The organism is Fontibacillus forbon, assembly GCF_046559655.1.
Taxonomy (GTDB): Bacteria; Bacillota; Bacilli; order Paenibacillales; family Paenibacillaceae; genus Fontibacillus.
Map to the genome: position 1 here is coordinate 265338 of NZ_JBKGFV010000004.1, position 19135 is coordinate 284472.

The 19135-nt window shown below is 53.0% G+C and carries 20 protein-coding genes and 1 riboswitch; of the genes, 7 read left to right on the plus strand and 13 right to left on the minus strand.

The window, feature by feature from the left end:
* Positions 1 to 37: 37 nt before the first annotated feature.
* Positions 38 to 592, minus strand: a complete 555-nt coding sequence (gene ssuE, locus ACLB09_RS16995) for an NADPH-dependent FMN reductase (RefSeq protein WP_410771048.1) — start codon at positions 590 to 592, stop codon at positions 38 to 40.
* A gap of 213 nt (positions 593 to 805) precedes the next feature.
* Here ssuE and ACLB09_RS17000 point away from each other — a divergent pair, with 213 nt between their 5' ends.
* Positions 806 to 1705, plus strand: coding sequence for an SDR family oxidoreductase (locus tag ACLB09_RS17000; protein WP_410771049.1), 900 nt, complete (start codon positions 806 to 808; stop codon positions 1703 to 1705).
* Positions 1706 to 2548: 843 nt separating this feature from the next.
* On the opposite strand, the gene ACLB09_RS17005 is transcribed toward ACLB09_RS17000, so the two are convergent.
* The 3 genes from ACLB09_RS17005 to ACLB09_RS17015 all read right to left on the minus strand — a co-directional run bounded on the left by ACLB09_RS17005 (position 2549) and on the right by ACLB09_RS17015 (position 5881).
* Positions 2549 to 4219 carry an NAD(P)H-hydrate dehydratase gene (locus tag ACLB09_RS17005; protein WP_410771050.1) on the minus strand — a complete coding sequence of 557 codons (1671 nt, stop codon included), beginning with the start codon at positions 4217 to 4219 and terminating at the stop codon, positions 2549 to 2551.
* Between the two features lie 176 nt (positions 4220 to 4395).
* Positions 4396 to 5034, minus strand: a complete 639-nt coding sequence (locus ACLB09_RS17010) for an NAD(P)-dependent oxidoreductase (protein ID WP_410771051.1) — start codon at positions 5032 to 5034, stop codon at positions 4396 to 4398.
* Positions 5035 to 5173: 139 nt separating this feature from the next.
* Entirely contained in the window at positions 5174 to 5881 is a 708-nt protein-coding gene (locus ACLB09_RS17015) for a DUF421 domain-containing protein (RefSeq protein WP_410771052.1), read from the minus strand.
* A gap of 198 nt (positions 5882 to 6079) precedes the next feature.
* On the opposite strand from ACLB09_RS17015, the gene ACLB09_RS17020 reads away from it, so the two are divergent.
* Positions 6080 to 7012 carry a hypothetical protein gene (locus ACLB09_RS17020; protein WP_410771053.1) on the plus strand — a complete coding sequence of 311 codons (933 nt, stop codon included), beginning with the start codon at positions 6080 to 6082 and terminating at the stop codon, positions 7010 to 7012.
* Positions 7013 to 7135: 123 nt separating this feature from the next.
* Here the strand turns inward: ACLB09_RS17020 and ACLB09_RS17025 are convergent, their stop codons facing one another.
* The 6 genes from ACLB09_RS17025 to ACLB09_RS17050 all read right to left on the minus strand — a co-directional run bounded on the left by ACLB09_RS17025 (position 7136) and on the right by ACLB09_RS17050 (position 12828).
* Positions 7136 to 7360, minus strand: coding sequence for a YezD family protein (locus ACLB09_RS17025; protein WP_114497605.1), 225 nt, complete (start codon positions 7358 to 7360; stop codon positions 7136 to 7138).
* A 57-nt stretch (positions 7361 to 7417) separates the two neighbouring features.
* The gene (cysW, locus tag ACLB09_RS17030; RefSeq protein ID WP_410771054.1) at positions 7418 to 8284 is read right to left on the minus strand and encodes a sulfate ABC transporter permease subunit CysW; all 867 of its coding nucleotides are present in this window, start codon (positions 8282 to 8284) and stop codon (positions 7418 to 7420) included.
* 63 nt (positions 8285 to 8347) lie between these two features.
* The gene (gene cysT / locus ACLB09_RS17035; protein WP_410771055.1) at positions 8348 to 9178 is read right to left on the minus strand and encodes a sulfate ABC transporter permease subunit CysT; all 831 of its coding nucleotides are present in this window, start codon (positions 9176 to 9178) and stop codon (positions 8348 to 8350) included.
* Positions 9179 to 9257: 79 nt separating this feature from the next.
* Positions 9258 to 10313, minus strand: coding sequence for a sulfate ABC transporter substrate-binding protein (locus tag ACLB09_RS17040; RefSeq protein WP_410771056.1), 1056 nt, complete (start codon positions 10311 to 10313; stop codon positions 9258 to 9260).
* A 999-nt stretch (positions 10314 to 11312) separates the two neighbouring features.
* Positions 11313 to 12374, minus strand: coding sequence for a lactonase family protein (locus tag ACLB09_RS17045; RefSeq protein ID WP_410771057.1), 1062 nt, complete (start codon positions 12372 to 12374; stop codon positions 11313 to 11315).
* The gene (locus ACLB09_RS17050; RefSeq protein WP_410771058.1) at positions 12355 to 12828 is read right to left on the minus strand and encodes an Rrf2 family transcriptional regulator; all 474 of its coding nucleotides are present in this window, start codon (positions 12826 to 12828) and stop codon (positions 12355 to 12357) included. Before ACLB09_RS17050 ends, ACLB09_RS17045 begins: the two co-directional genes overlap by 20 nt.
* Before the next feature lie 135 nt (positions 12829 to 12963).
* Between ACLB09_RS17050 and ACLB09_RS17055 the strand changes: the two genes are divergently transcribed.
* The gene (locus ACLB09_RS17055) at positions 12964 to 13467 is read left to right on the plus strand and encodes a CcdC family protein (RefSeq protein WP_410771059.1); all 504 of its coding nucleotides are present in this window, start codon (positions 12964 to 12966) and stop codon (positions 13465 to 13467) included.
* Here the strand turns inward: ACLB09_RS17055 and ACLB09_RS17060 are convergent.
* The 3 genes from ACLB09_RS17060 to ACLB09_RS17070 form a co-directional block, all read right to left on the minus strand.
* Positions 13442 to 14923: a sensor domain-containing diguanylate cyclase gene (locus ACLB09_RS17060; protein WP_410771060.1), complete on the minus strand. Its 1482-nt coding sequence runs from the start codon at positions 14921 to 14923 to the stop codon at positions 13442 to 13444. The two genes, ACLB09_RS17055 and ACLB09_RS17060, sit on opposite strands and share 26 nt — an antisense overlap.
* Positions 14924 to 15109: 186 nt before the next feature.
* On the minus strand, positions 15110 to 15319 hold the full coding sequence (locus tag ACLB09_RS17065) for a cold-shock protein (protein ID WP_410771061.1): 210 nt from the start codon (positions 15317 to 15319) through the stop codon (positions 15110 to 15112).
* A 97-nt stretch (positions 15320 to 15416) separates the two neighbouring features.
* On the minus strand, positions 15417 to 15617 hold the full coding sequence (locus tag ACLB09_RS17070; protein ID WP_009223993.1) for a cold-shock protein: 201 nt from the start codon (positions 15615 to 15617) through the stop codon (positions 15417 to 15419).
* Positions 15618 to 15851: 234 nt separating this feature from the next.
* A riboswitch (TPP riboswitch) is annotated at positions 15852 to 15964 on the plus strand.
* A 193-nt stretch (positions 15965 to 16157) separates the two neighbouring features.
* Between ACLB09_RS17070 and ACLB09_RS17075 the strand changes: the two genes are divergently transcribed.
* From ACLB09_RS17075 to ACLB09_RS17090, 4 genes are read left to right on the plus strand one after another with little or no spacing between them, the layout of a single operon-like run.
* Positions 16158 to 17159, plus strand: coding sequence for an ABC transporter substrate-binding protein (locus tag ACLB09_RS17075; RefSeq protein WP_410771400.1), 1002 nt, complete (start codon positions 16158 to 16160; stop codon positions 17157 to 17159).
* 46 nt (positions 17160 to 17205) lie between these two features.
* A complete protein-coding gene (locus ACLB09_RS17080) occupies positions 17206 to 17499 on the plus strand; it encodes an MTH1187 family thiamine-binding protein (protein ID WP_410771062.1) in 294 nt (97 codons plus the stop codon).
* On the plus strand, positions 17496 to 18266 hold the full coding sequence (locus tag ACLB09_RS17085) for an ABC transporter permease (RefSeq protein WP_410771063.1): 771 nt from the start codon (positions 17496 to 17498) through the stop codon (positions 18264 to 18266). Before ACLB09_RS17080 ends, ACLB09_RS17085 begins: the two co-directional genes overlap by 4 nt.
* 20 nt (positions 18267 to 18286) lie before the next feature.
* Complete coding sequence (locus ACLB09_RS17090; RefSeq protein ID WP_410771064.1) at positions 18287 to 19090, plus strand: ABC transporter ATP-binding protein; 804 nt, start codon at positions 18287 to 18289, stop codon at positions 19088 to 19090.
* The last annotated feature ends 45 nt before the right edge of the window (positions 19091 to 19135 follow it).

Here is a 19135-nt window from a genome sequence, read left to right on the forward strand (position 1 = left end):
GTCCCGACAGCCCGTCTCGGCATCGACAAAAATCTTATTAAGCAAGTTCAGCAGAAGCAATCCGTCGCCGGGTCTCCTGTGCTAATTCCTGAAGATTGTCTTCCAATCTTCCTTTCAACTCCTCGGCGATGTCGAATCCGCCTTGATCATTCCGGGCCACTTGGGAATCGACCGTATACACGCCGCCCAAAATATGACGCGCGCCGAGCGCGGACAATACCGGTTTCAGAGAATAGTCGATCGACAACAGATGCGCCAAGCTCCCTCCGATAAAGAGCGGGAGAATAATTTTGCCGGCCAGTCCTTTTTGCGGAATCAGATCCAAAAACGTTTTGAGCACGCCCGTATAGGAGGCTTTGTATACCGGACTGGCTACGATTACGGCGTCCGCCTCGGCAACAAGCGCGTTAGCCTTGACGATAGCCTCGCTCTCAAACTTGGTATGTATCAGGTCCTCCGGCGGGAGCTCTCCAACATTCACGTGCTGCACTTGAAATCCTTCCTTAACAAGCAATTCCTCCGCCAACGAAACCACTGCCGTCAACCGCGATCCGGGCGTCGGAGTCCCGTTAACGATCGTAACTTTTGCCATATGGGCCACTCTCCTTATCTCTAGGAATTAATTCCGATAAAATCAGTATGCTTTAAATTAATGCTATCAATATTTTAATAAAAAGTCAATCAAAGTATACCGGACATTCAGGTGGTTTTCACTTCATCCGGGCACCCATTACTAGGCGATCGCATAGTGATGAATCATGAGATATTTAGTGGACCATGTCCAGGGAGGAGCTTGTAAAATCAAATGATCCCCGTATACCCTTATTTCGGCCAGGAAACGGTATGTAACGAACAGTCCATCGCATTCCCGCCGCAGCATCAGCCCGTTCAACCCGGTTTGGAAAGTCTGATGCATCCCCGGCCGATTTCGGAAAATCCGGAGTACCGCGGCAGCTGCAAATTGAAAGGCAAAGTCGCCATCATCACCGGTGGTGACAGCGGCATCGGACGCGCGACGGCGATCGCTTTTGCCAAGGAGGGAGCCGACCTCGTCATTCCTTATCTCTGGGAAACTTCCGACGCGCTCGCCACCAAACAGCGGATCGAGGAATTGGGTCAACGCTGCTTGCTCATGAAAATAGACCTTCGATGGAAACAAAACTGCGAATGCGTCGTTCGGGAGACCGTCACCTGCTTCGGCCGGCTTGACGTCCTGGTAAACAACCATGGAGTCCAGTATCCGCAAAAGAGCATTGCGGACATCACCGAAGCCCAGTTATATCAGACGTTCCAGACCAATATTTTCCCGTTTTTCTTCATGGTTCAGGCGGCCCTGCCCCACTTAAAATGCGGCAGCACGATCATCAACACCGCCTCGATTACCGCTTATCAAGGACATAAAACGCTCATCGACTATTCGTCGACTAAAGGGGCGATCGTGTCCTTCACCCGTTCCCTGGCGCTCTCCCTGATCGACTGCGGCATTCGCGTTAACGCGGTAGCCCCGGGTTCCGTGTGGACGCCGCTAATCCCATCCAGCTTTTCCGCGGAGGAAGTAGCCGTCTTCGGTACGGACGCTCCCATCAAGCGCGCCGGCCAGCCTTTCGAGCTCGCCCCCGCCTACGTCTACCTCGCAAGCGACGACTCCTCCTTTGCAACAGGCGAAGTATTGCACGTCAACGGCGGAGCTATGGTCACTACGTAATATCGTTGGTAAGCGGTTCAAGACTTTACATTGCAGCAATCCGGGAGAGACTTTGGCGCGAGTAAGCCGGATTGAACGCATACACCTGGCTATTGGCTTACGCTTGATTGGAATAAATCCAACCATCTGGCGTTCAAAAGCGAATTGGCAGGCCTCATTGGATAAACTCCAATCAATCATCGCCATAATTACGCTTTTCGGCCAGCAGTACGCCATTTCATTGGATTTCATCCAACCGCGTACCCTTAAAGTAATCCAACTATTGTTTTCATTGGAGATATTCCAACCAAGCCAAGCTGCAGGGGCTCAACAAAAACTTACAAAACCGCAAAAGTTACTCTGCACAGCCAATAGTTGCTTTACCCAACCAGTATATGTTCGCTTAACTAACACAAATTAGCCACCCCGCTACCAAGCAAACCAAACGATACCTTTATTTCGCTCAATCGACCAAGAATCGATTTAACCGGGGATCACCAAGTAAACCGAATTAGGAATGTTACTCGACCATAACTTCAACTTTTTCCTGTGTATGCAACTGTATGCTCTTGAAGAATAACTGCCGAAGAGAATAAAAAAAACAGAATGATCCATTAACTGGAAAACATGCAGTTAATTATCGGAAAGCGAACTGTTCAGGGAGAATAACTGGAAAACCTCCAGTTATTTTTCTTTATAAGCAGCATTAGCCTGCTCAAAGCCGAAAATAGATGGATGTTTTCCAGTTAATCTGGGGAAATCCCGGCAAACGGCATAATTAGCTGGATAAAATCCATCTAATTGACCACTAAGGGTGCGCCCGGGGCGCCAGGCGCGAGCTACCAAGCCTCTTTTGCTGCTAGCCTAGAGGGCTTCAATAATGTCACCGGCCAGCAGCGAGGCCGGATTGGCGCGGCCGGCGGCGGCTTGTTCACCGGCCAAGCCGTGCAGGTACACACCGAGCACGGCCGCCTGGACCTCGTCCAGGCCCTGCGCCAGCAGTCCGGCGATGACGCCGGTCAGGACATCGCCGGACCCGCCCGTCGCCATGCCGGGATGGCCGGTGACGTTCACGAAGACGCGGCCGTCCGGGGACGCGATCACGGTACGCGCGCCCTTCAGGACGAGCGTCACTCTGTGTTCGGCGGCGAACCGGCGGGCGACGCCGATCCGGTCCCGCTGGACCTCGGCCGTTCCGAGGCCGGTCAAGCGGGCCATCTCGCCGGGATGCGGCGTCAGCACCGTCGCTGCATCCCGGCGCCGCCACGCCGCGGGGCCTCCGGCCGCGGCGAGGATGTTCAGGGCGTCCGCGTCCACGACCAGGGGACGCGAAGCGCCCTCCCATAAGGCGCGCAAGAACGATGCCTCGCCCGGGAAGCGGCCCAGCCCCGGGCCGACGGCGAGCACATCGCGCGCCTCCAGCAGCCGCAGCACCTCGCCCGCTGCGGCTTCGTTCCAGGCGCCGGTCCCGCCGTCCTCGGCCGGCGCCAGCATCAGCTCGGGCACCGCCCCGAGCATCCGCGGCAGCAGTGCCGCCGGCAGCGCCCACGTGGCGAGGCCGCAGCCGGCGCGAAGCGCGGCCTTTGCGGCCAGCAGGCCGGCGCCGCTCATGGCCAAGCTGCCTGCGGCAAGCAGCACGTGCCCGTATGTGCCCTTATGACCGTCACCCTCGCGTGGCCGGTCAATCTCGACGCCGAGCTCCGCTCGCAGCGTCTCCTCCGTCACAACCTCGCCTGCCGCCTCCAAGCCCGGCGGCAGCGTGCGCGGGATGCCGATATAGCGCACGATGACTTCCCCTGCCGCCTTAACTCCCGGATACTGCGTCAGCCCTGCCTTCAGAAAGGCGAGGCTCACCGTAATCCGGGCCTGCATGCAGGGATCATGGACTGCGCCCGTATCGGCGTCCAGCCCGCTCGGGATGTCTGCCGAAATCACCGGCAGACCGCTGTCGTTCGCTTCCCGGATCAGGGAAGCGTAGGCGCCGCGCGGCGCCCCTTTGCTTCCGGTGCCGAGCAGCGCATCCACGAGACCGGTGACCCTCCGCTCTCGTCCCCCGCTTCCCCTCAGCATGGGAAGCCCACCCGCTTCCGGGTCGTACACCACGCCCGGCAGTCCGAGCGCTTTCGCGATCTCGTACTGGGCCAAAGCTTCGCCGCGTAAATTCTCCGGCGGCTCCGCATAGACCAGGGTCACCGCGACGCCCGCGTCCGCCAAGTGACGGGCGCAAACCAAACCATCGCCGCCGTTATTTCCTTTGCCGACAAGAATGAGCCAATGCTCCCCGGTAAGTCCGGCACCGCCGCCCCCATGCTCCTCAATATACAGCTCCCCCGGCTTACGTCCCGTCAGTCTTCCAGCCTGTTGCGGCTCCGTCACCAATCGGCCGCCTGCGGAACTTCGCGACGAGCAAAACCGCAGCACCTCTTCCGCGATGCTTCGTCCCGCATTTTCCATTAATGACATCGCCGGCAGACCCAACTCCTCGATCGTATAACGGTCGACTTCCCTCATTTGCTCCGACGTCAAAAATTTCATCCCTTCCCCTCCTCTTCCCGACCCTGCAACATTTTAATGCCGTCATTATAAACAACCCCACCAAAATCAGTGGGGTCTGAATACGTTATTTTCATACATTTAATCTACTCCAAAAAACTTGTTCTTGTACACTCCTATCCCTATTCCCCACAAACGTTTTCGTTGACCATGTCCGCTTAATACGCCACCGTAAAACGAGCCTGGATGAATTGCGGATCTTCCACTTCGTCCAACATCGCCACGGCGTAATCCTCCACCGAAATCCGGCTTTGCTCCCGTTCGTCGGTAACCAGCTGATTCATCCCGATCCTGAACATGCCGGTCCGTTTGCCCGGCTCGATCACGGCGGCGGGACTCAGCACGGTCCAGACGATATCACAGTCCCGGTAAATGTTAAACGCATCCTCATGAGCACGAGCCAGCGGAGCAATCTCTTCCGGAAAATCAGGCGTTTCCAGCAGCCGGACGCCCGGCGCCACTTCCAGACCTCCGGCGCCCCCGACGGCGATCAATCGTCGGACTCCGCCCCGGCGTACGCCTTCGATCAGGGAACGCGTCGCCTCGGATAGCTCATTCTCCGCACCGAAGCGCGGTCCGTAAGCACTAATCACCACATCGCTGCCTTCAACCGAACCCGCTACGGACTCCGGCATCAAAATATCTCCCGTAACCACCCGAAGCTTTTCCCTGCCGGCCAAGTCATTCAGTTTATTGATATCACGCACCACAGCCGTAACCTCGTGTCCCCTCCGCAGGGCTTCCTCCAAAACGGCTTTTCCTATAGTTCCCGTACTTCCGAATATCGTAATTTTCATTTAATAAACTCCTTCCGCTTCGGGATGAATTTCCATCCCAATAGTATGCGCCAATGCAAAGATACTCTTGCGCCCGGTCTTTACTTCTATTACCCTGCCCAACCCGTTTTCTCGCCGATTCGGCATTTTCCAACCTGAATTATTTTGAGCGCGGTTTCCGGAAAGAGCCTTGTTTGTATTTTAAAATATACAGCCCCTCCCCCTCCTTCCATTCCGCATAAGCCGCATCCTCCACCCGGTTGCAATTCTGCTCTTTCAATTTCTCGCGCAGCCAAGCTTCGTTTTTTTCGATCAGTTCCAGACTTTCGGAATGGATCTCCCCGTCCTCAATCAGGCAATAGGACAGATGGACAGGCTTGGATTGAATCCCAAGGTCCCGCCGTTTCACTGTTTCTTCGTCCGGCTTCTTCATCACGCTGAGCGATCCGTTGGCTTCAAATATAGCATAAGCGACCTCGCGAATAAAAAAAACGTCATGCTGCCGGAGCAGCATGCGCAGCTGGTCGAAGTCAAGGCTGTTCTTCTTCAGTTCCTTCAGATCCACTTCTCCGTCCCGAATCAGAATGGAGGGCTTACCGTCAAGTGCTCCCCGTGCCCGCCGCGCATGCTGCGTTACTTTTTCAAACAAATAGGATAGAAATCCCCACAAAAATAACGCATACAGAAGATGGATGAACCGGACATCCTTCTGATACACCGTATTCCCCACCAGTTCGCTTAACATCAGCGAAGAAACAAAATCAAAAGGGGTCAGTTGGGAAATCTCTTTTTTACCAAGTAGACGGGTCAGCAGCCACAATCCGATAAATCCGATGACGAGCTTCAACGCAATCTGGCCAAAATCCATGCGGTATCCCTCCTGCTACGTAGTACCATCAACTATTTACCCATTTTCAATGGATAGCGAATATCCTCCGGTAAAGCGGAGCTTCCGCGCGTTGACAAGACTTAACTCCTTTTTATGTGAAAAAGAGGGCGTATTCCTCCGAGGCGCTTGAAATACGCCATGAACGTATGCAATAGTGGAAGGAGGAATATCGAAAGGGTGATATCGGTGTCACTGTCGGAATGGATAATCTGGCTGCATCAGCACGATTCCGTCTCCTTAACCGCTTTTCTGGCGCTGGGGCTTTTCCTCGGCTTATACGGAGCAACCGAGTGGTCGATGAGGCTTAGAGAGCGCTCCCGGCTTCACCGGATCAGCACAAGCTTGGAACTATACGCCGCCGCGGAAAGCCCGCTGATTCAAGCGGACGGACGGAGTGAACTTTCCCGGGCGGAAGAGCAGTTGATGATGGACCGGCTGTTGGCCTGCCGGGCGGCGCCTTACATTACAGCGGACGGGCTTGCGCAGATTTCCGCCTACGCCGGAGACCGGGACGCCGCCCGTCTGCCGTTGCTGCTTAAAACGCTGGAACGTGAAACCGAACGTTTATGCGAAGAACGGGACAAGCTGCTTCGGCGGACGGAAAGTCCTGGGTGGGGCTATGCATTATGGAAACAAATACGCCCGGCCTTGCCCTTTTTGTTTGCAGCGGCGCTGCTCTATGAGATAAGCTGGCTGATGCGTATGCTGAGCGGAGAAATACCTGTCACGGGTGGCAGTTTCGAGGAATATTTGAATATCTGGACTCAATTTGCATCGGCGATTTTCTCGCTGTTGCTCCTGTATCCTGCCCTCTTGGGCGGGTACCGCCTTGGCGCGGGATATGTGCTGCAACGGCTTTGGTCCGTGTTCATTGCGGCCCTGTTTCTTCTCCAATTGCTGGACCCTGCATTTGCCCCGTATATTCTGGCGATTCAGGTTTTGCTGTTCCTTGCAGGCTTTCGCTTCACCGGTAGCAAGCCGCGTAAATCGCGTCCGTATGTTGGACACTTCGGCAACGATCAAGACGAGCCAGGGGAAACCGTTGACGAATGGTCCGGGCTCACCGGGAACAATCCAGAACAGCCATCAAACAGTCCGGAAGGCAAATAGCCGATAGTAATTTCACACCGTAAGCCGCAAGACGCGATCACAAGTTAAATAGCTAAACGGGTTCTCCTTCCGGAATAAAAAAGAAGCCTCCGTCCCATTCATCCCCGGGCGGAGGCTTCCTATTTATCGGGATTCGGTTTTTCGCAGAGGTTTGGCTGCATGGCGGGAAACACTGGCCGATTTCGCCGGACTTGCGGCACCCAGTTCATACCGTTTTCGTTCGGTCCGCTCGACTTGGACGATCTGCCCCTCGTGAACAACGATGTTCAACGATCCGAACTCCATTTCATTCAACAGCCCCGCGATTCGTTCCAACCAGACACCATCTACCTTTAACGGTTTTGCCATGGATGCAGCCCTCCTATTCTTATCCTGGTTTACCTTAATTCTTACTTACTTTGTTAGTCAGCTATGATGCTGACTCTTGCGCGTAAACCAGCTTTTCAGCAACAAAGTAACAAGCGCCAGCAGCAGCAGCAAGGAAGCTACGGCGAACGATGCGGAAAACTGATACTCGTTATACAGAATTTCCACATGCAGCGGCAGCGTATTAGTCTCTCCCCGGATGTGTCCGGATACGACGGAAACCGCACCGAACTCTCCCATCGCTCTGGCATTACACAAAATAATTCCGTACAGCAATCCCCATTTGATATTCGGCAGCGTCACTTTCCAGAAAATCCGGAAGCCGCGCGCCCCAAGCGTCACCGCCGCTTCTTCCTCTTGTTGCCCCTGATCCTCCATCAACGGAATCAGCTCCCGCGCAACGAACGGAAAGGTAACGAACAGGGTTGCCAAAATAATTCCCGGAAGGGCGAATATCACTTTCAGATCATGTTCCTGAAGCCAAGGGCCAAACCAGCCATGAGCACCATATACAAGTACGTAGATGAGACCGCCGATAACGGGCGAAACGGCAAAAGGCAAATCAATCAGCGTCACCAACACCTGCTTGCCGCGGAAATTGAACTTCGTAATGGCCCAGGCCGCGGCCACCCCGAATATCGTATTCAGCGGCACCGTAACGACGGCCACCAGCAAAGTCAATTTCAAAGCGGACATGGCGTCGGGATCGCGAATCGCTTCCACGTAAACGCCGAGCCCTTTTTTCAAAGATTCGATAATAACAACAGCCAGCGGCAAAACGATCAGCCAAATCAATACAAGTAAAGCCGCGCCGATCAAAATCCATTTGACGGCCCCGGTCGACCGCGTCGACTGGTTTCTGGACGTCGAAGGTTTTGTGGATGTCAAAGGTACGGAACCGGCCATTTGCTAAAACCCCTTTCTCCGGTATTCTTTCTCATTCGGATATCGTACAAACTCTCCCGCCCATTAACGCGCCGTTTTGCGAACCCTGCGCTGCAGCGAATTAATGAGCAACATCAGAATGAACGAGATCAGCAGCAGCAGCAAGGCGACCGCCGTAGCACCGGCATAATCGAACTGCTCCAGCTTCGACATGATGAGGAGCGGAGCGATCTCCGTCTTCATCGGCATGTTGCCGGAAATAAAGACGACCGACCCGTACTCTCCGATGCCGCGTGAGAAAGCAAGCGCGAAGCCCGTCAACAGCGGCGGCAGCAATTCCGGAAGAACCACGGAGCGGAAGGTGCGGAACCGGCTCGCTCCCAGCGTAGCCGCTGCTTCCTCCACCTCCGCATCCAGGTCCTGCAGCACCGGCTGCACCGTCCTGACGACGAAAGGAATACCGATAAACATAAGGGCAAGCGTAATTCCGATGGGTGAAAAGGCCAGGCGGATGCCCAACGGTTCAAACAGCGAGCCGATCCAGCCGTTTTGGGAATAAATCGCCGTCAACGACACCCCGGCTACCGCAGTAGGAAGCGCAAACGGCAGGTCGATCATGGCGTCAAACAGCCTTTTCCCGGGAAAATCATATCTGACCAGAACCCAGGCCAGCAGCAATCCGAGCACCGTATCGATGAGTCCGGCGGCGGCTGCGGTCAAGAAACTGATTTTGTAGGAAGCCAGCACCCGAGGGTCGGTGGCCACATCCCAAAACTTCTCCCAGGTCAGTCCCGTCGAGTTCAGCAGCAGCGCGGATAACGGAATCAGCACTACAAGACTGAGATAAAGCACACTGTAGCCCATGGTGAGCCCGAAACCGGGCAGCACCCCGCGCTTGGAAGCGCTAGTTTGCATGAACCTTCATCCTTTCTTCCGCGTTCCGGTACGGATAAACCTTACTGTGCCGGAACGCGCCTCCGTTGGTTACGGTCGGTTATTTAGGCGTGTAAATCTGGCTAAAGATTCCTCCGTCATTGAAATGCTTCGGCTGCGCTTCGTCCCAGCCTCCGAATACTTCATCAATCGTAAACAGTTTGATTTCCGGGAATTGATCGGCAAATTTCGTCTTTACGCTCTCCAGCGTCGGACGGTAATAATTCTCTGCCGCGATCGTTTGGCCTTCCTCGGAATACAAATACTCCAGATAAGCTTCCGCGACTTCGCGCGTCCCGTTCTTGTCGACATTTTTATCGACAACGGCTACAGGCGGTTCGGCCAGGATGCTTTCGGATGGATAGACGATATCGAATTTGTCCGGTCCGAGTTCTTTTACGGACAACCAGGCTTCATTTTCCCAAGCAAGCAGAACGTCGCCAAGTCCCCGTTCTACGAACGTAGTAGTCGCTCCGCGGGCCCCGCTGTCTAATACCGGCACATGCTGGAACAGCTCTTTGACAAACTCTTGCGCCTTGGCTTCATCGTTGTTGTTTTGATGCAAGGCATAGCCCCATGCCGCCAAATAGTTCCACCGGGCACCGCCCGACGTTTGCGGATTTGGCGTAATGACTTCCACGCCGTCCTTAATTAGATCATTCCAATCTTTAATTCCTTTCGGATTCCCTTTCCGTACCAGGAACACGATTGTCGAGGTATACGGCGAGCTGTTCAAATCATATTTCTGCTGCCAGTCCTCAGCGATCAGTCCGGTTTCCTTTATGGCGTCGATGTCGTAACCCAGCGCCAGCGTAACCACATCGGCTTCCAGACCGTCGATGACCGCCCGGCCCTGCTTGCCAGAGCCGCCGTGCGACTGCTTGATCGTCACCTTTTGGCCTTTTTCCTGTTCCCAATATGCCGCGAACGCCTCATTGTATTTTTCGTATAATTCCCGTGTCGGATCGTAGGATACGTTTAGCAGCTCTACGCTTTTCTTGCCCCCGTCGTTCTTCGCCCCGTTCTTTGCTTCGGTGTCCGACCCGCAAGCCGCGAGCACCGCCGCCATGGTCAGAGCCAACCCGATCAGAACCCCTTTTTTCAATCTTTTGCTCATCCGTATCACTCCTGTCTCTTCTCTTTTTCATCCCGGTTAGGACAGCTCTAACTGTAAAAAAACGGAGAAACGCCCCTGCACCGGTCGGTCAGACCGAGCCGCTACCCGTGTCTGCTTTGGTTAGTAGAGCGTTCCTCCGTCCGTACGGCTAGAACTTATCTTGGATTATTCCTACCTGTTTAGTATGTTATGGTGTTATTTTAAATGCCCATGATGTAGTTGTCAAACCTTTTTTATAAAATAAATTTGTCTCCTAGGCGTTCCACAATAAGCTCGTCCCAACCGTAAAAATCCTTAGCCGCAGCTTCATTGGATATTTCCACTCGGTTAAGCAGGAGAACACGATATCTAAGATCTCCATTGGATAATTCCAATGGAATTACGGATGGACTTCTTCCTGAGAAAATCCGGATGAATTTCATTGGAAATATCCAGTGAAGCCCTCGGATCTAAGCCGATCAGGGGAGGCTCGTTGGATTTATCCAAGGAAGCAATCAATCTGCTTTGCACCATTTCGGAAGGATCACGGATGTTCCAAACGATGCTATCGGATCTGTGCATTCCGAAAATCCCAAGGATATCCAACAGAGTTACCGCTGCCGCTGTTGTACATGTCCTCGGGTTTAAGTGGAACTATCTCTATCGATTGAACTCCAATAACACCTAACGGTCCCCTTACCCGCTCGGCATTCACGCCCTTCCTTGGAAAATATCCAACGAACGCTCGTACCGGATACCGTTAAAGGTGCTTCATTGGAAGAATTCCAACGAATCGTCCGTATTTCCCCCGTTTAGGCCTGTATTCTTAAGTCTTGGTTGGATTTTATCCAATCAAGGCTGAGGGCCAGGCTTTATAGCTGCCAATAGGCTGGATTATATCCAACGAACGGACGAAACTAGCAGCATAAGAGACACGGGCATGAAATAAAAATCGGACAACAAACAAAAAACCGCGAGGCCCAGGGCCCTGCGGTAATCATGCAGCAACTATTTCGATTTTTATTTTGCAACCAGCACCGGTTCGACACAGGAAGGCTGCTTGATAGCCAGCTCTTGCCCGATTGCAGTCAGGCTGCCGGTTTCCGCATCCCTGCTGAAGACAACCACATTATCGCTATTCTGATTCGCAACGATCACATAGTCCTCCAAGACGGCGAAATTGCGTGGCCAACTCCCGCCGGTTCCCGTCCATTCCGGCTCGCTGAGCGTCCCGGCGGCGGCATCGACCGCAAACCGGACGATGCTGTCATGTCCGCGATTGGAACCGTACAAGTAACGGCCATCCGCGGAAAGGTGTATATCCGCAGGATAGCTCTCCCCCGCAAAATCCTCAGGAATCGTCGCAATATGCTGCAGGATTTCCAGATGTCCCTGTACCGGATTATAGGCAAAGACCGTAACCGTATTGTTCAATTCATTAATCCCGTAAGCGTGATATCCGTCCGGGTGAAAAACAAAATGCCGCGGTCCAGCCCCCGGGGGCAGCTTTATTTCGCCTTGAGTCGTCAGTTTGCCTTCTTCCACCCGATAGTAGACGATTTGGTCAAGACCGAGATCGGACACATAAACATAATCCCCGGCTTCGTTGGGAACTACGCTGTGCGCATGCGCGGCTTCCTGCCGGTCCTGGCGGAACCCCTGCCCGACATGCTGCACGAGGGCGGTCAATTCGCCGAGCGCTCCTTGCTCGTCAAGCGAAAAGCGATCTACATGCCCGCTGGAGTAATTGGCGGCCAGCAGGCTGCCATCGCGGGACAGCGACAAGTGGCAAGGATCCGCGCCTTTCGTCGGCAGCGAATTCAGTTTTCTCAAACTGCCATCCCCGAGAACAACCTCATAACTGACAACCGCCCCTTCCCCTTGTTCGCTCACCGCGTACAGCCGGGATGCGTCATCATTCAAAATGAGGAAGGACGGATTTTTGATGCCACGAGTACTATAAACCAAGCGGAGTTCCCCCGTCTGCCGGTTCAAACCGCAAAGGTGAATCCCCTCATCCTCTTCCGATGCATAAGTACCTACATAAAACAGCGTTTCGTCTTTAGCGCTCAATACACTCATTCCCTGCTCCTCCCCCATCCGTCCGGCCGTCTTCCGTATCGCGTTTCCGGAGCAGACGATGCACGTCGGATAATGTAATTTCACTGAAATAAGATTCCAGCCGCTCTTCGCCGCCGTTAAAAATAAGCTCCATAACGGAATGGATATTGGATGAAACCAGGCAAGGCGATTGCTCGCTGCCCGAGCACCATCCGCGGTGCAGCGAACCGCGGGCAAAAAGCCGGTACAGATCTCCCAAAGTAACCTCATCCATCTGAACGTTCAAGTGGTAACCGCCGCCTACCCCTTCTTTTGTAGCCACATAACCCTGCTTGCGCAGCAGGCTTAGCACCTTCCGGACGCGTGCCGGATGGGTTGATACACTGCAGGCAATTTGTTCGCTGTTTGCCATCTTTTCCTCGCGGGTGTACAGGAACAGCAGGCAGTGTGTGGCGATGTTAAAGTCGCTATTCATTTACTTTCCCCCTTGAGTGGCATAATTGAAACAGCCTACTGTACAGAAACCTTGAATTTTTGGCAAACTTAAGGATATGGTATAATATTCTCGCTCGTCTATTAGATATTAAGCAATGAAAGGATATCCCTTATTATGAATAGTCTGATTAACTCTTCTTATATCCAATGGGTCGTAACCATCGGCGCCGCCTTGATGGCGGTCTCCGTGCTCATTATCCGGCTGAAGGCCAGCCGCAAGCCCGTGACGATCAAGAAAATCATCATCCCGCCGCTCGGCATGGCCACGGGATTCGCGATGTTCATTGCACCGGAGATGCACATTCCCCTTAGCTGGGCACTGATTGCTTTCGTGGTAGGGGCGCTGCTTTTCTCCTATCCGTTAATCCGGACCACGCATTTCGAAATCGTCGGCGGTGAAGTGTTTGCCAAACGTTCCCCCGGCTTCGCCTACATTCTGATCGGGCTTCTGGTTATCCGGCTGGCGCTTCACGAAGTGGTGGAGCAATACATCTCCGTCCTGCAAACGGGCTCGGTCTTCTTCTTGCTTGCCTTTGGCATGATTCTCCGCTGGAGATTGTTTATGCTAAAAGAGTACCGCGCGATCACCGGCATTACCGATCCGCCGGCTCAAGCTTAGGCTCCGGCTGCCGGTGCTCCCGGGTCCATCCCTTAACGACGCAACGGTTGCGTCCCCCGTTCTTCGCTTCGTACAGACACTTATCGGCCAAGGAAATGAATCCGTCTTCGTTAATCTTGTGAAACGGCGGTATACAAAACCCGCCGATACTGACGGTCACTTCCCGAGTGGCCGATGAACCGGCATGGGGGATCTGCAAATTTTCCACGGCCAGCCTGATCCCTTCCGCAACGTCATAGGTGCCCCGGGCATCCAGCCCGGACAGCAGAATGGCAAACTCTTCTCCTCCATACCTCGCGGCAAATCCGAAAAACGGCTTAACTTCCGCGGAAATGGTTTTGGCAATCGTTTTCAACACCTGATCGCCCCCCAAATGCCCGTAATGATCGTTATATGCTTTAAAGGAGTCCACATCCAGAATCAATAACGATAGCGGGGTCTGCCTCTCTTCCGGAGCAACCAGTTCCCAGCTCATGATTTCATTCAACCGTCTTCGGTTCGGAATCTCTGTCAATCCGTCAAGACTGGACAAGCGAACAAGTTCCTCGTTTGCCTTCTCGAGCTGTTTGCCGGATTGCAAGAGCTGCTTATGCTGGTCCGAGAGCCGGATAAACAGCCGGTTCACCTCGTTAACTACCGAGCATAGCACCACCGTTGCGGCGATAACCGAATTGATTCTGGCCAGATACCAGCCTAGACTGTAACGATTTCCCGCAAACAGCGTGAGGAGAATATCGAACAACAGAGCAAGCAAGGCTATGGAAATCCACAGATGCAGTACGCCGCGTCCGCGGAAGCGGACCGCCACCATCAGAAGCGCGGCCAGATTAATGAGCCCTACGACTGGACCGACACCGGAAGCCAACACATTCCAGTACCCTTCCGATTCAACCAGCACCGGAAACAAATGACTCCACGAAGTAGACAATTTGAACAATAAAAATACAACCATAAAAGTAAGTACTAAGCTCAATGCCGCGTACGCTGAAATTTCACTTTTGGATGAAATCGGCTTAGGGAACCGCTTCCCTACATATAAATATAACAAAATTCCAACGGGAAATCCCCCGTGCCAATAAATCCACAGCCAGGCCGCCGTCTGGTTGTCGGCCCCTAGCATTCCTTCCTCCGAGAACACTCCCGGAAAAGACAGGATGTGCAATGCAGTAATTAACCCCGTAAAGAGATAGGTGCAGGACATCACCAGGAGAGACGGAACCCCGGAAGCACGATATTGGTTAAACAAAATAAAGGCGGTTAACAGATCGCCAAAAATAAACCAGGAAATAAAAATCGGCAGAAAAGGCCCGAAGGCAGGAAGGGCTTTCATTCCAAAAGGAAGCGCCGCCGCGGATATTATTACTATGAGAAGGGCGAGCAGCAGAGCGAATCTCCTCTGGCTCTTGCTGGAGGGGATTTCAAGAATCTGGGATCCCACCTTGAAGTTACTATACACGGGGAATTCCCTCCTATTGTTTGCAGTAGCATCGTTGTCCATAATATTTCAAAGATATTAGATTTCACAATTTGATGCAATCCTTTTCTACGAGTTACTCATTCCCGAAATCAAAAAAGCTGCCCGGAGTGCTGAATGCAGCACCCTAGGCAGCTTTACTATTATTCTAAGGCAGGCCCGGATCGGTTAACGATCCGCTTTCATGGAGTTGGTGTTAATGAGTTGCGGAAGCATCTTTGTTTCTTTAACCATTTCAGAGGAACACAGCGGACATACCGGAATGTAATCAAACGCAAAGTTATCCCTCATCCATCCGTTGCAATCCTCGCTCATGCAAGACCATACCGGCGTGTTCTCCTCAGGAATTTCTTCTATCGTTTTTTTACGGTAGTTCATGATTACCTCCTATAGTGTTCTTTTGCTCAGGCGAACTGTATTCATAAAAAAACAAAAACTGCCCTTAACGCACGCGTTAAGAGCAGTTATGCCTGCATTACAGTTTTACGACGTTCTCGGCTTGCGGTCCGCGGTTGCCTTGAACAACGTTGAATTGTACACGTTGGCCTTCGTCAAGCGTTTTGAAGCCTTCGCCTGTGATTGCGCTGAAATGAACGAAAACGTCATTTCCGCCTTCAACTTCGATAAAACCGAAGCCTTTTTCAGCGTTGAACCATTTTACTGTTCCTGTTTCCATGAAAGATTACCTCCTGTTTAAAGATTAACATGCTCCTTTTTTACATAAAAAAATTCACATATTGAAAAAAGTTCATTTTTAGAAATTGACACTCTTTTCAATATCTGAATATCACTTCTCAAAACTTCAATTGTTTTCATTATACTCCGCCGGGAAGTAAAAAGCAAATCAAAAACCAACCTCTTGCTGGACATAAAATTGATGCCGGACTATAATAACTAGTGTAATCCGCAGTTTATAGTTCAGGGGAGCTGGAAATCGGCCGGCTGAGATTGTGTCCCGCAAAGACACTGACCCTTTAACCTGATCTGGGTAATGCCAGCGTAGGAAGAATGTTTAGCATGGACATATTTATTCATTGCCATGAACCTACGCGTCCCGATCCGGGGCGCTTTTTTTGTATCCTCATCCCCCGGGACGCTGTCGCCATTCAGAATCGCTTCAGGACATGAACGAACGAGAAACTGCGGAAATTCATTATCCGAAAAGGAGAGAATTTCTGTGAAGCAACCAAAATGGACACTACTCTTGTTGTGCGGAATGCTCTTGACAGTCCTAACGGCCTGCGGCCAAAACAACGAAAAAGCAAACAACCCTGCCGGAAACGAACCCGCAGCCTCCGACAAAGAAATCCACGCTACATTAAAGAACGTAAAAGTCGTCCTGGACTGGAGTCCCAACACGAACCACACCGGACTTTATGCAGCCAAGGAACAGGGTTTCTACAAGGAGGAAGGCCTGAATGTCGATATCGTCCTCCCGGGATCCGGCGGTGCGGACGCTATGGTCGCCTCGGGTGAAGTTCCTTTCGGCGTCAGTTACCAGGAGAGCGTGACCCAGGGCCGAACCCAAGGCGTCCCGCTCGTATCGATCGCCGCAGTGATTCAGCATAACACCTCCGGCTTTGCGGCTCCGGTAGACCGGGGCATCAAATCCCCTAAAGATTATGAGGGCAAAACCTACGGCGGCTGGGGCTCTCCCGTGGAAGAAGCGATCCTGAAGTCGGTAATGGATCTTTCCGGAGCCGATGTGAGCAAAGTGAAATTCATTAATATGGGTGAAGCCGACTATTTCACGGCGGTTAAGCGGGACATCGATTTCGCCTGGATTTTTTATGCCTGGACAGGCATCGAGGCCGAACTGCGCGGCGAACCGCTGGACATGCAATATGTTAAAGACTATTCGGATAAACTGGATTATTATACCCCGGTCCTGGTCACGAATGAAAAAACGATCGAAAGTGACCCAGAGCTCGTTAAAGCCTTTTTGCGTGCCACGTCGAAAGGTTATCAGTATGCAATTGACCATCCGGAAGAATCGGCGGACATCCTGCTGAAGGCCGTTCCCGAATTGGACAAGGATTTGGTCGTGGCCAGCCAGAAATGGCTTAGCCCGAAATATCAGGACGATGCCGTACGCTGGGGCGAGCAAAAACGCGAAGTCTGGCAAAATTACTCGGATTGGATGCATGAACGCAAGCTGATCGAAACACCGCTCGACACCGACAAAGCCTTTACGAATGATTTTTTGCCTGAGCAATAAGAAGCCATGCCATTCCTAATCTAAATTGAGAGGATGAACTACAACCATGCCAAACGCACTTTTAAGCATTCAGATTATACCGAAAACGCCGAACGGCGAAGACGTAATCCCTTATGTCGACCGTGCCATCGAGGTTATTCAGGCATCCGGGGTCAAGTACCAGGTCAATCCGCTGGAAACGACGATGGAAGGCGATCTGGAGGAACTGCTGGCCATCGTCAAGCAGATGAACGAAGCGGTAATGGAATTCGGCAGCACGGGGATCATCTCGCAAATCAAAATTTCTTACAATCCCAAGGGCGTCAGTATGGACAAGCTGACCGAGAAATATCGTCCATGAAACTCCGCCAGCTTTGGAACAGCGTATGGCCGCCCTTAGTGGCGGTCATCCTGTTTCTGATCCTTTGGCAAGCCGCGACCTCGCTTTTTCATATTGAAAAGTGGATCCTCCCGAGTCCCGCCGATATCGCCAAGGAAGCATCGGCCGGCGCCGCCGGCTTGTGGGAGCACACCTTGGCTACGCTGCGCCTTTTGCTGATGGGATTCGCTATCGGTACGGCTTTCGGACTGCTCGTGGCCTTTGCGCTGCATATTGTCCCGTTCCTGAAATCATCGCTCTATCCTTTGATTATCCTTAGCCAAAACGTGCCGACGATCGCACTCGCTCCCTTGCTCATGATCTGGTTCGGGTTCGGCATTCTTCCGAAAATCATCGTGATCACGCTCGTCTGCTTTTTTCCGGTAGCCGTGGCGGCGATGGACGGGCTAAGCCGGGCCGACCGCGTCATGCTGGATTATATGAGAATGGCCGGGGCCTCCAAAGCCCAGATCTTCACCAAGCTGGAGATTCCGCACGCGCTTCCCTCCATTCTGTCGGGGGTCAAGATTGCGGCTACATACAGCGTTATGGGCGCGGTCATCGCCGAATGGATCGGTGCCGACAAAGGCATCGGTTACTACATGATGCTGCAGAAGTCTTCCTTTCGCACGGACAAAATTTTTCTCGCCATCGCCATTATCGTCACCATCAGCCTGGCCATGTTCGGGCTAATCGCTCTGCTGGAAAAATGGCTGATCCGTTATAAACCGGCGAAGGACGACAAATAGAAGGGAGGTTTTTGACTATCATGCATACGGAATCATCCCCTATCTCCCCTCCGGCATCATTGGAAATTCGGGGAATCAGCCTGGCCTTTCGCGAACGCCGCCAACATCTGCCGGTGCTGAACGACGTTTCATTATCTCTCCCCGCCGGTAAATTCGTTTCCATTATCGGCCCTTCCGGTTGCGGCAAGAGCACGCTCTTTCATGTGATCGGCGGTTTACTGAAGCCGGACCGGGGAACCATCCTTATGGGAGGAGAGAACGTTACCGGCCAGCGCGGGCTCATCAGCTACGTGCCGCAAAAGCCGGCCCTGTTCCCCTGGCGGAACACGCTGGACAATGTGTTGCTTGCCCGTGAAATTACAGGCGGAGCAAGTGAGGCTGCGCGCGAAGAAGCACGCGCATGGATGAACCGGGCCGGGCTGGGCGGCTTTGAGAAAGCTTTCCCGCACATGCTGTCGGGAGGCATGCAACAGCGGGCCTCCTTTCTTCGGGGACTGCTCGCACCGCAGGAAGTGATCTGTCTTGATGAGCCGTTCAGCTCTCTGGACGAATTGACGCGGAGCGACATGCAGCGCTGGCTGCTCGATCTTTGGGAGGACAGCCGCCGGTCGGTGATTCTCATCACGCACAGTGTCGATGAGGCGCTGATTCTGTCCGATACGATCTATTTGTTATCGGGCCGACCGGCCACCGTGCTTCACCGGGTGGATGTGCCTTTTGCCCGGCCCCGGCGAGAAGACCTGACGGAGGATCCCGGCTTCTTGGAGCTTAAACGTGAGATCGGAGCGCGGATGAAAGAAGAACAACGCAAAAAGCCAATCTGACAGGCGGTTCCTCCGCCTGCCGGATTGGCTTCTTAAACATGGATA

Bases quoted from the DNA above. Each gene is read 5' to 3' on its own strand.
- ssuE (WP_410771048.1), bottom strand. From the start codon at position 592: ATGGCAAAAGTTACGATCGTTAACGGGACTCCGACGCCCGGATCGCGG.
- ACLB09_RS17000 (WP_410771049.1), top strand. From the start codon at position 806: ATGATCCCCGTATACCCTTATTTCGGCCAGGAAACGGTATGTAACGAA.
- ACLB09_RS17005 (WP_410771050.1), bottom strand. From the start codon at position 4,219: ATGAAATTTTTGACGTCGGAGCAAATGAGGGAAGTCGACCGTTATACG.
- ACLB09_RS17010 (WP_410771051.1), bottom strand. From the start codon at position 5,034: ATGAAAATTACGATATTCGGAAGTACGGGAACTATAGGAAAAGCCGTT.
- ACLB09_RS17015 (WP_410771052.1), bottom strand. From the start codon at position 5,881: ATGGATTTTGGCCAGATTGCGTTGAAGCTCGTCATCGGATTTATCGGA.
- ACLB09_RS17025 (WP_114497605.1), bottom strand. From the start codon at position 7,360: ATGGCAAAACCGTTAAAGGTAGATGGTGTCTGGTTGGAACGAATCGCG.
- cysW (WP_410771054.1), bottom strand. From the start codon at position 8,284: ATGGCCGGTTCCGTACCTTTGACATCCACAAAACCTTCGACGTCCAGA.
- cysT (WP_410771055.1), bottom strand. From the start codon at position 9,178: ATGCAAACTAGCGCTTCCAAGCGCGGGGTGCTGCCCGGTTTCGGGCTC.
- ACLB09_RS17040 (WP_410771056.1), bottom strand. From the start codon at position 10,313: ATGAGCAAAAGATTGAAAAAAGGGGTTCTGATCGGGTTGGCTCTGACC.
- ACLB09_RS17045 (WP_410771057.1), bottom strand. From the start codon at position 12,374: ATGAGTGTATTGAGCGCTAAAGACGAAACGCTGTTTTATGTAGGTACT.
- ACLB09_RS17050 (WP_410771058.1), bottom strand. From the start codon at position 12,828: ATGAATAGCGACTTTAACATCGCCACACACTGCCTGCTGTTCCTGTAC.
- ACLB09_RS17055 (WP_410771059.1), top strand. From the start codon at position 12,964: ATGAATAGTCTGATTAACTCTTCTTATATCCAATGGGTCGTAACCATC.
- ACLB09_RS17065 (WP_410771061.1), bottom strand. From the start codon at position 15,319: ATGAACTACCGTAAAAAAACGATAGAAGAAATTCCTGAGGAGAACACG.
- ACLB09_RS17070 (WP_009223993.1), bottom strand. From the start codon at position 15,617: ATGGAAACAGGAACAGTAAAATGGTTCAACGCTGAAAAAGGCTTCGGT.
- ACLB09_RS17075 (WP_410771400.1), top strand. From the start codon at position 16,158: ATGCTCTTGACAGTCCTAACGGCCTGCGGCCAAAACAACGAAAAAGCA.
- ACLB09_RS17080 (WP_410771062.1), top strand. From the start codon at position 17,206: ATGCCAAACGCACTTTTAAGCATTCAGATTATACCGAAAACGCCGAAC.
- ACLB09_RS17085 (WP_410771063.1), top strand. From the start codon at position 17,496: ATGAAACTCCGCCAGCTTTGGAACAGCGTATGGCCGCCCTTAGTGGCG.
- ACLB09_RS17090 (WP_410771064.1), top strand. From the start codon at position 18,287: ATGCATACGGAATCATCCCCTATCTCCCCTCCGGCATCATTGGAAATT.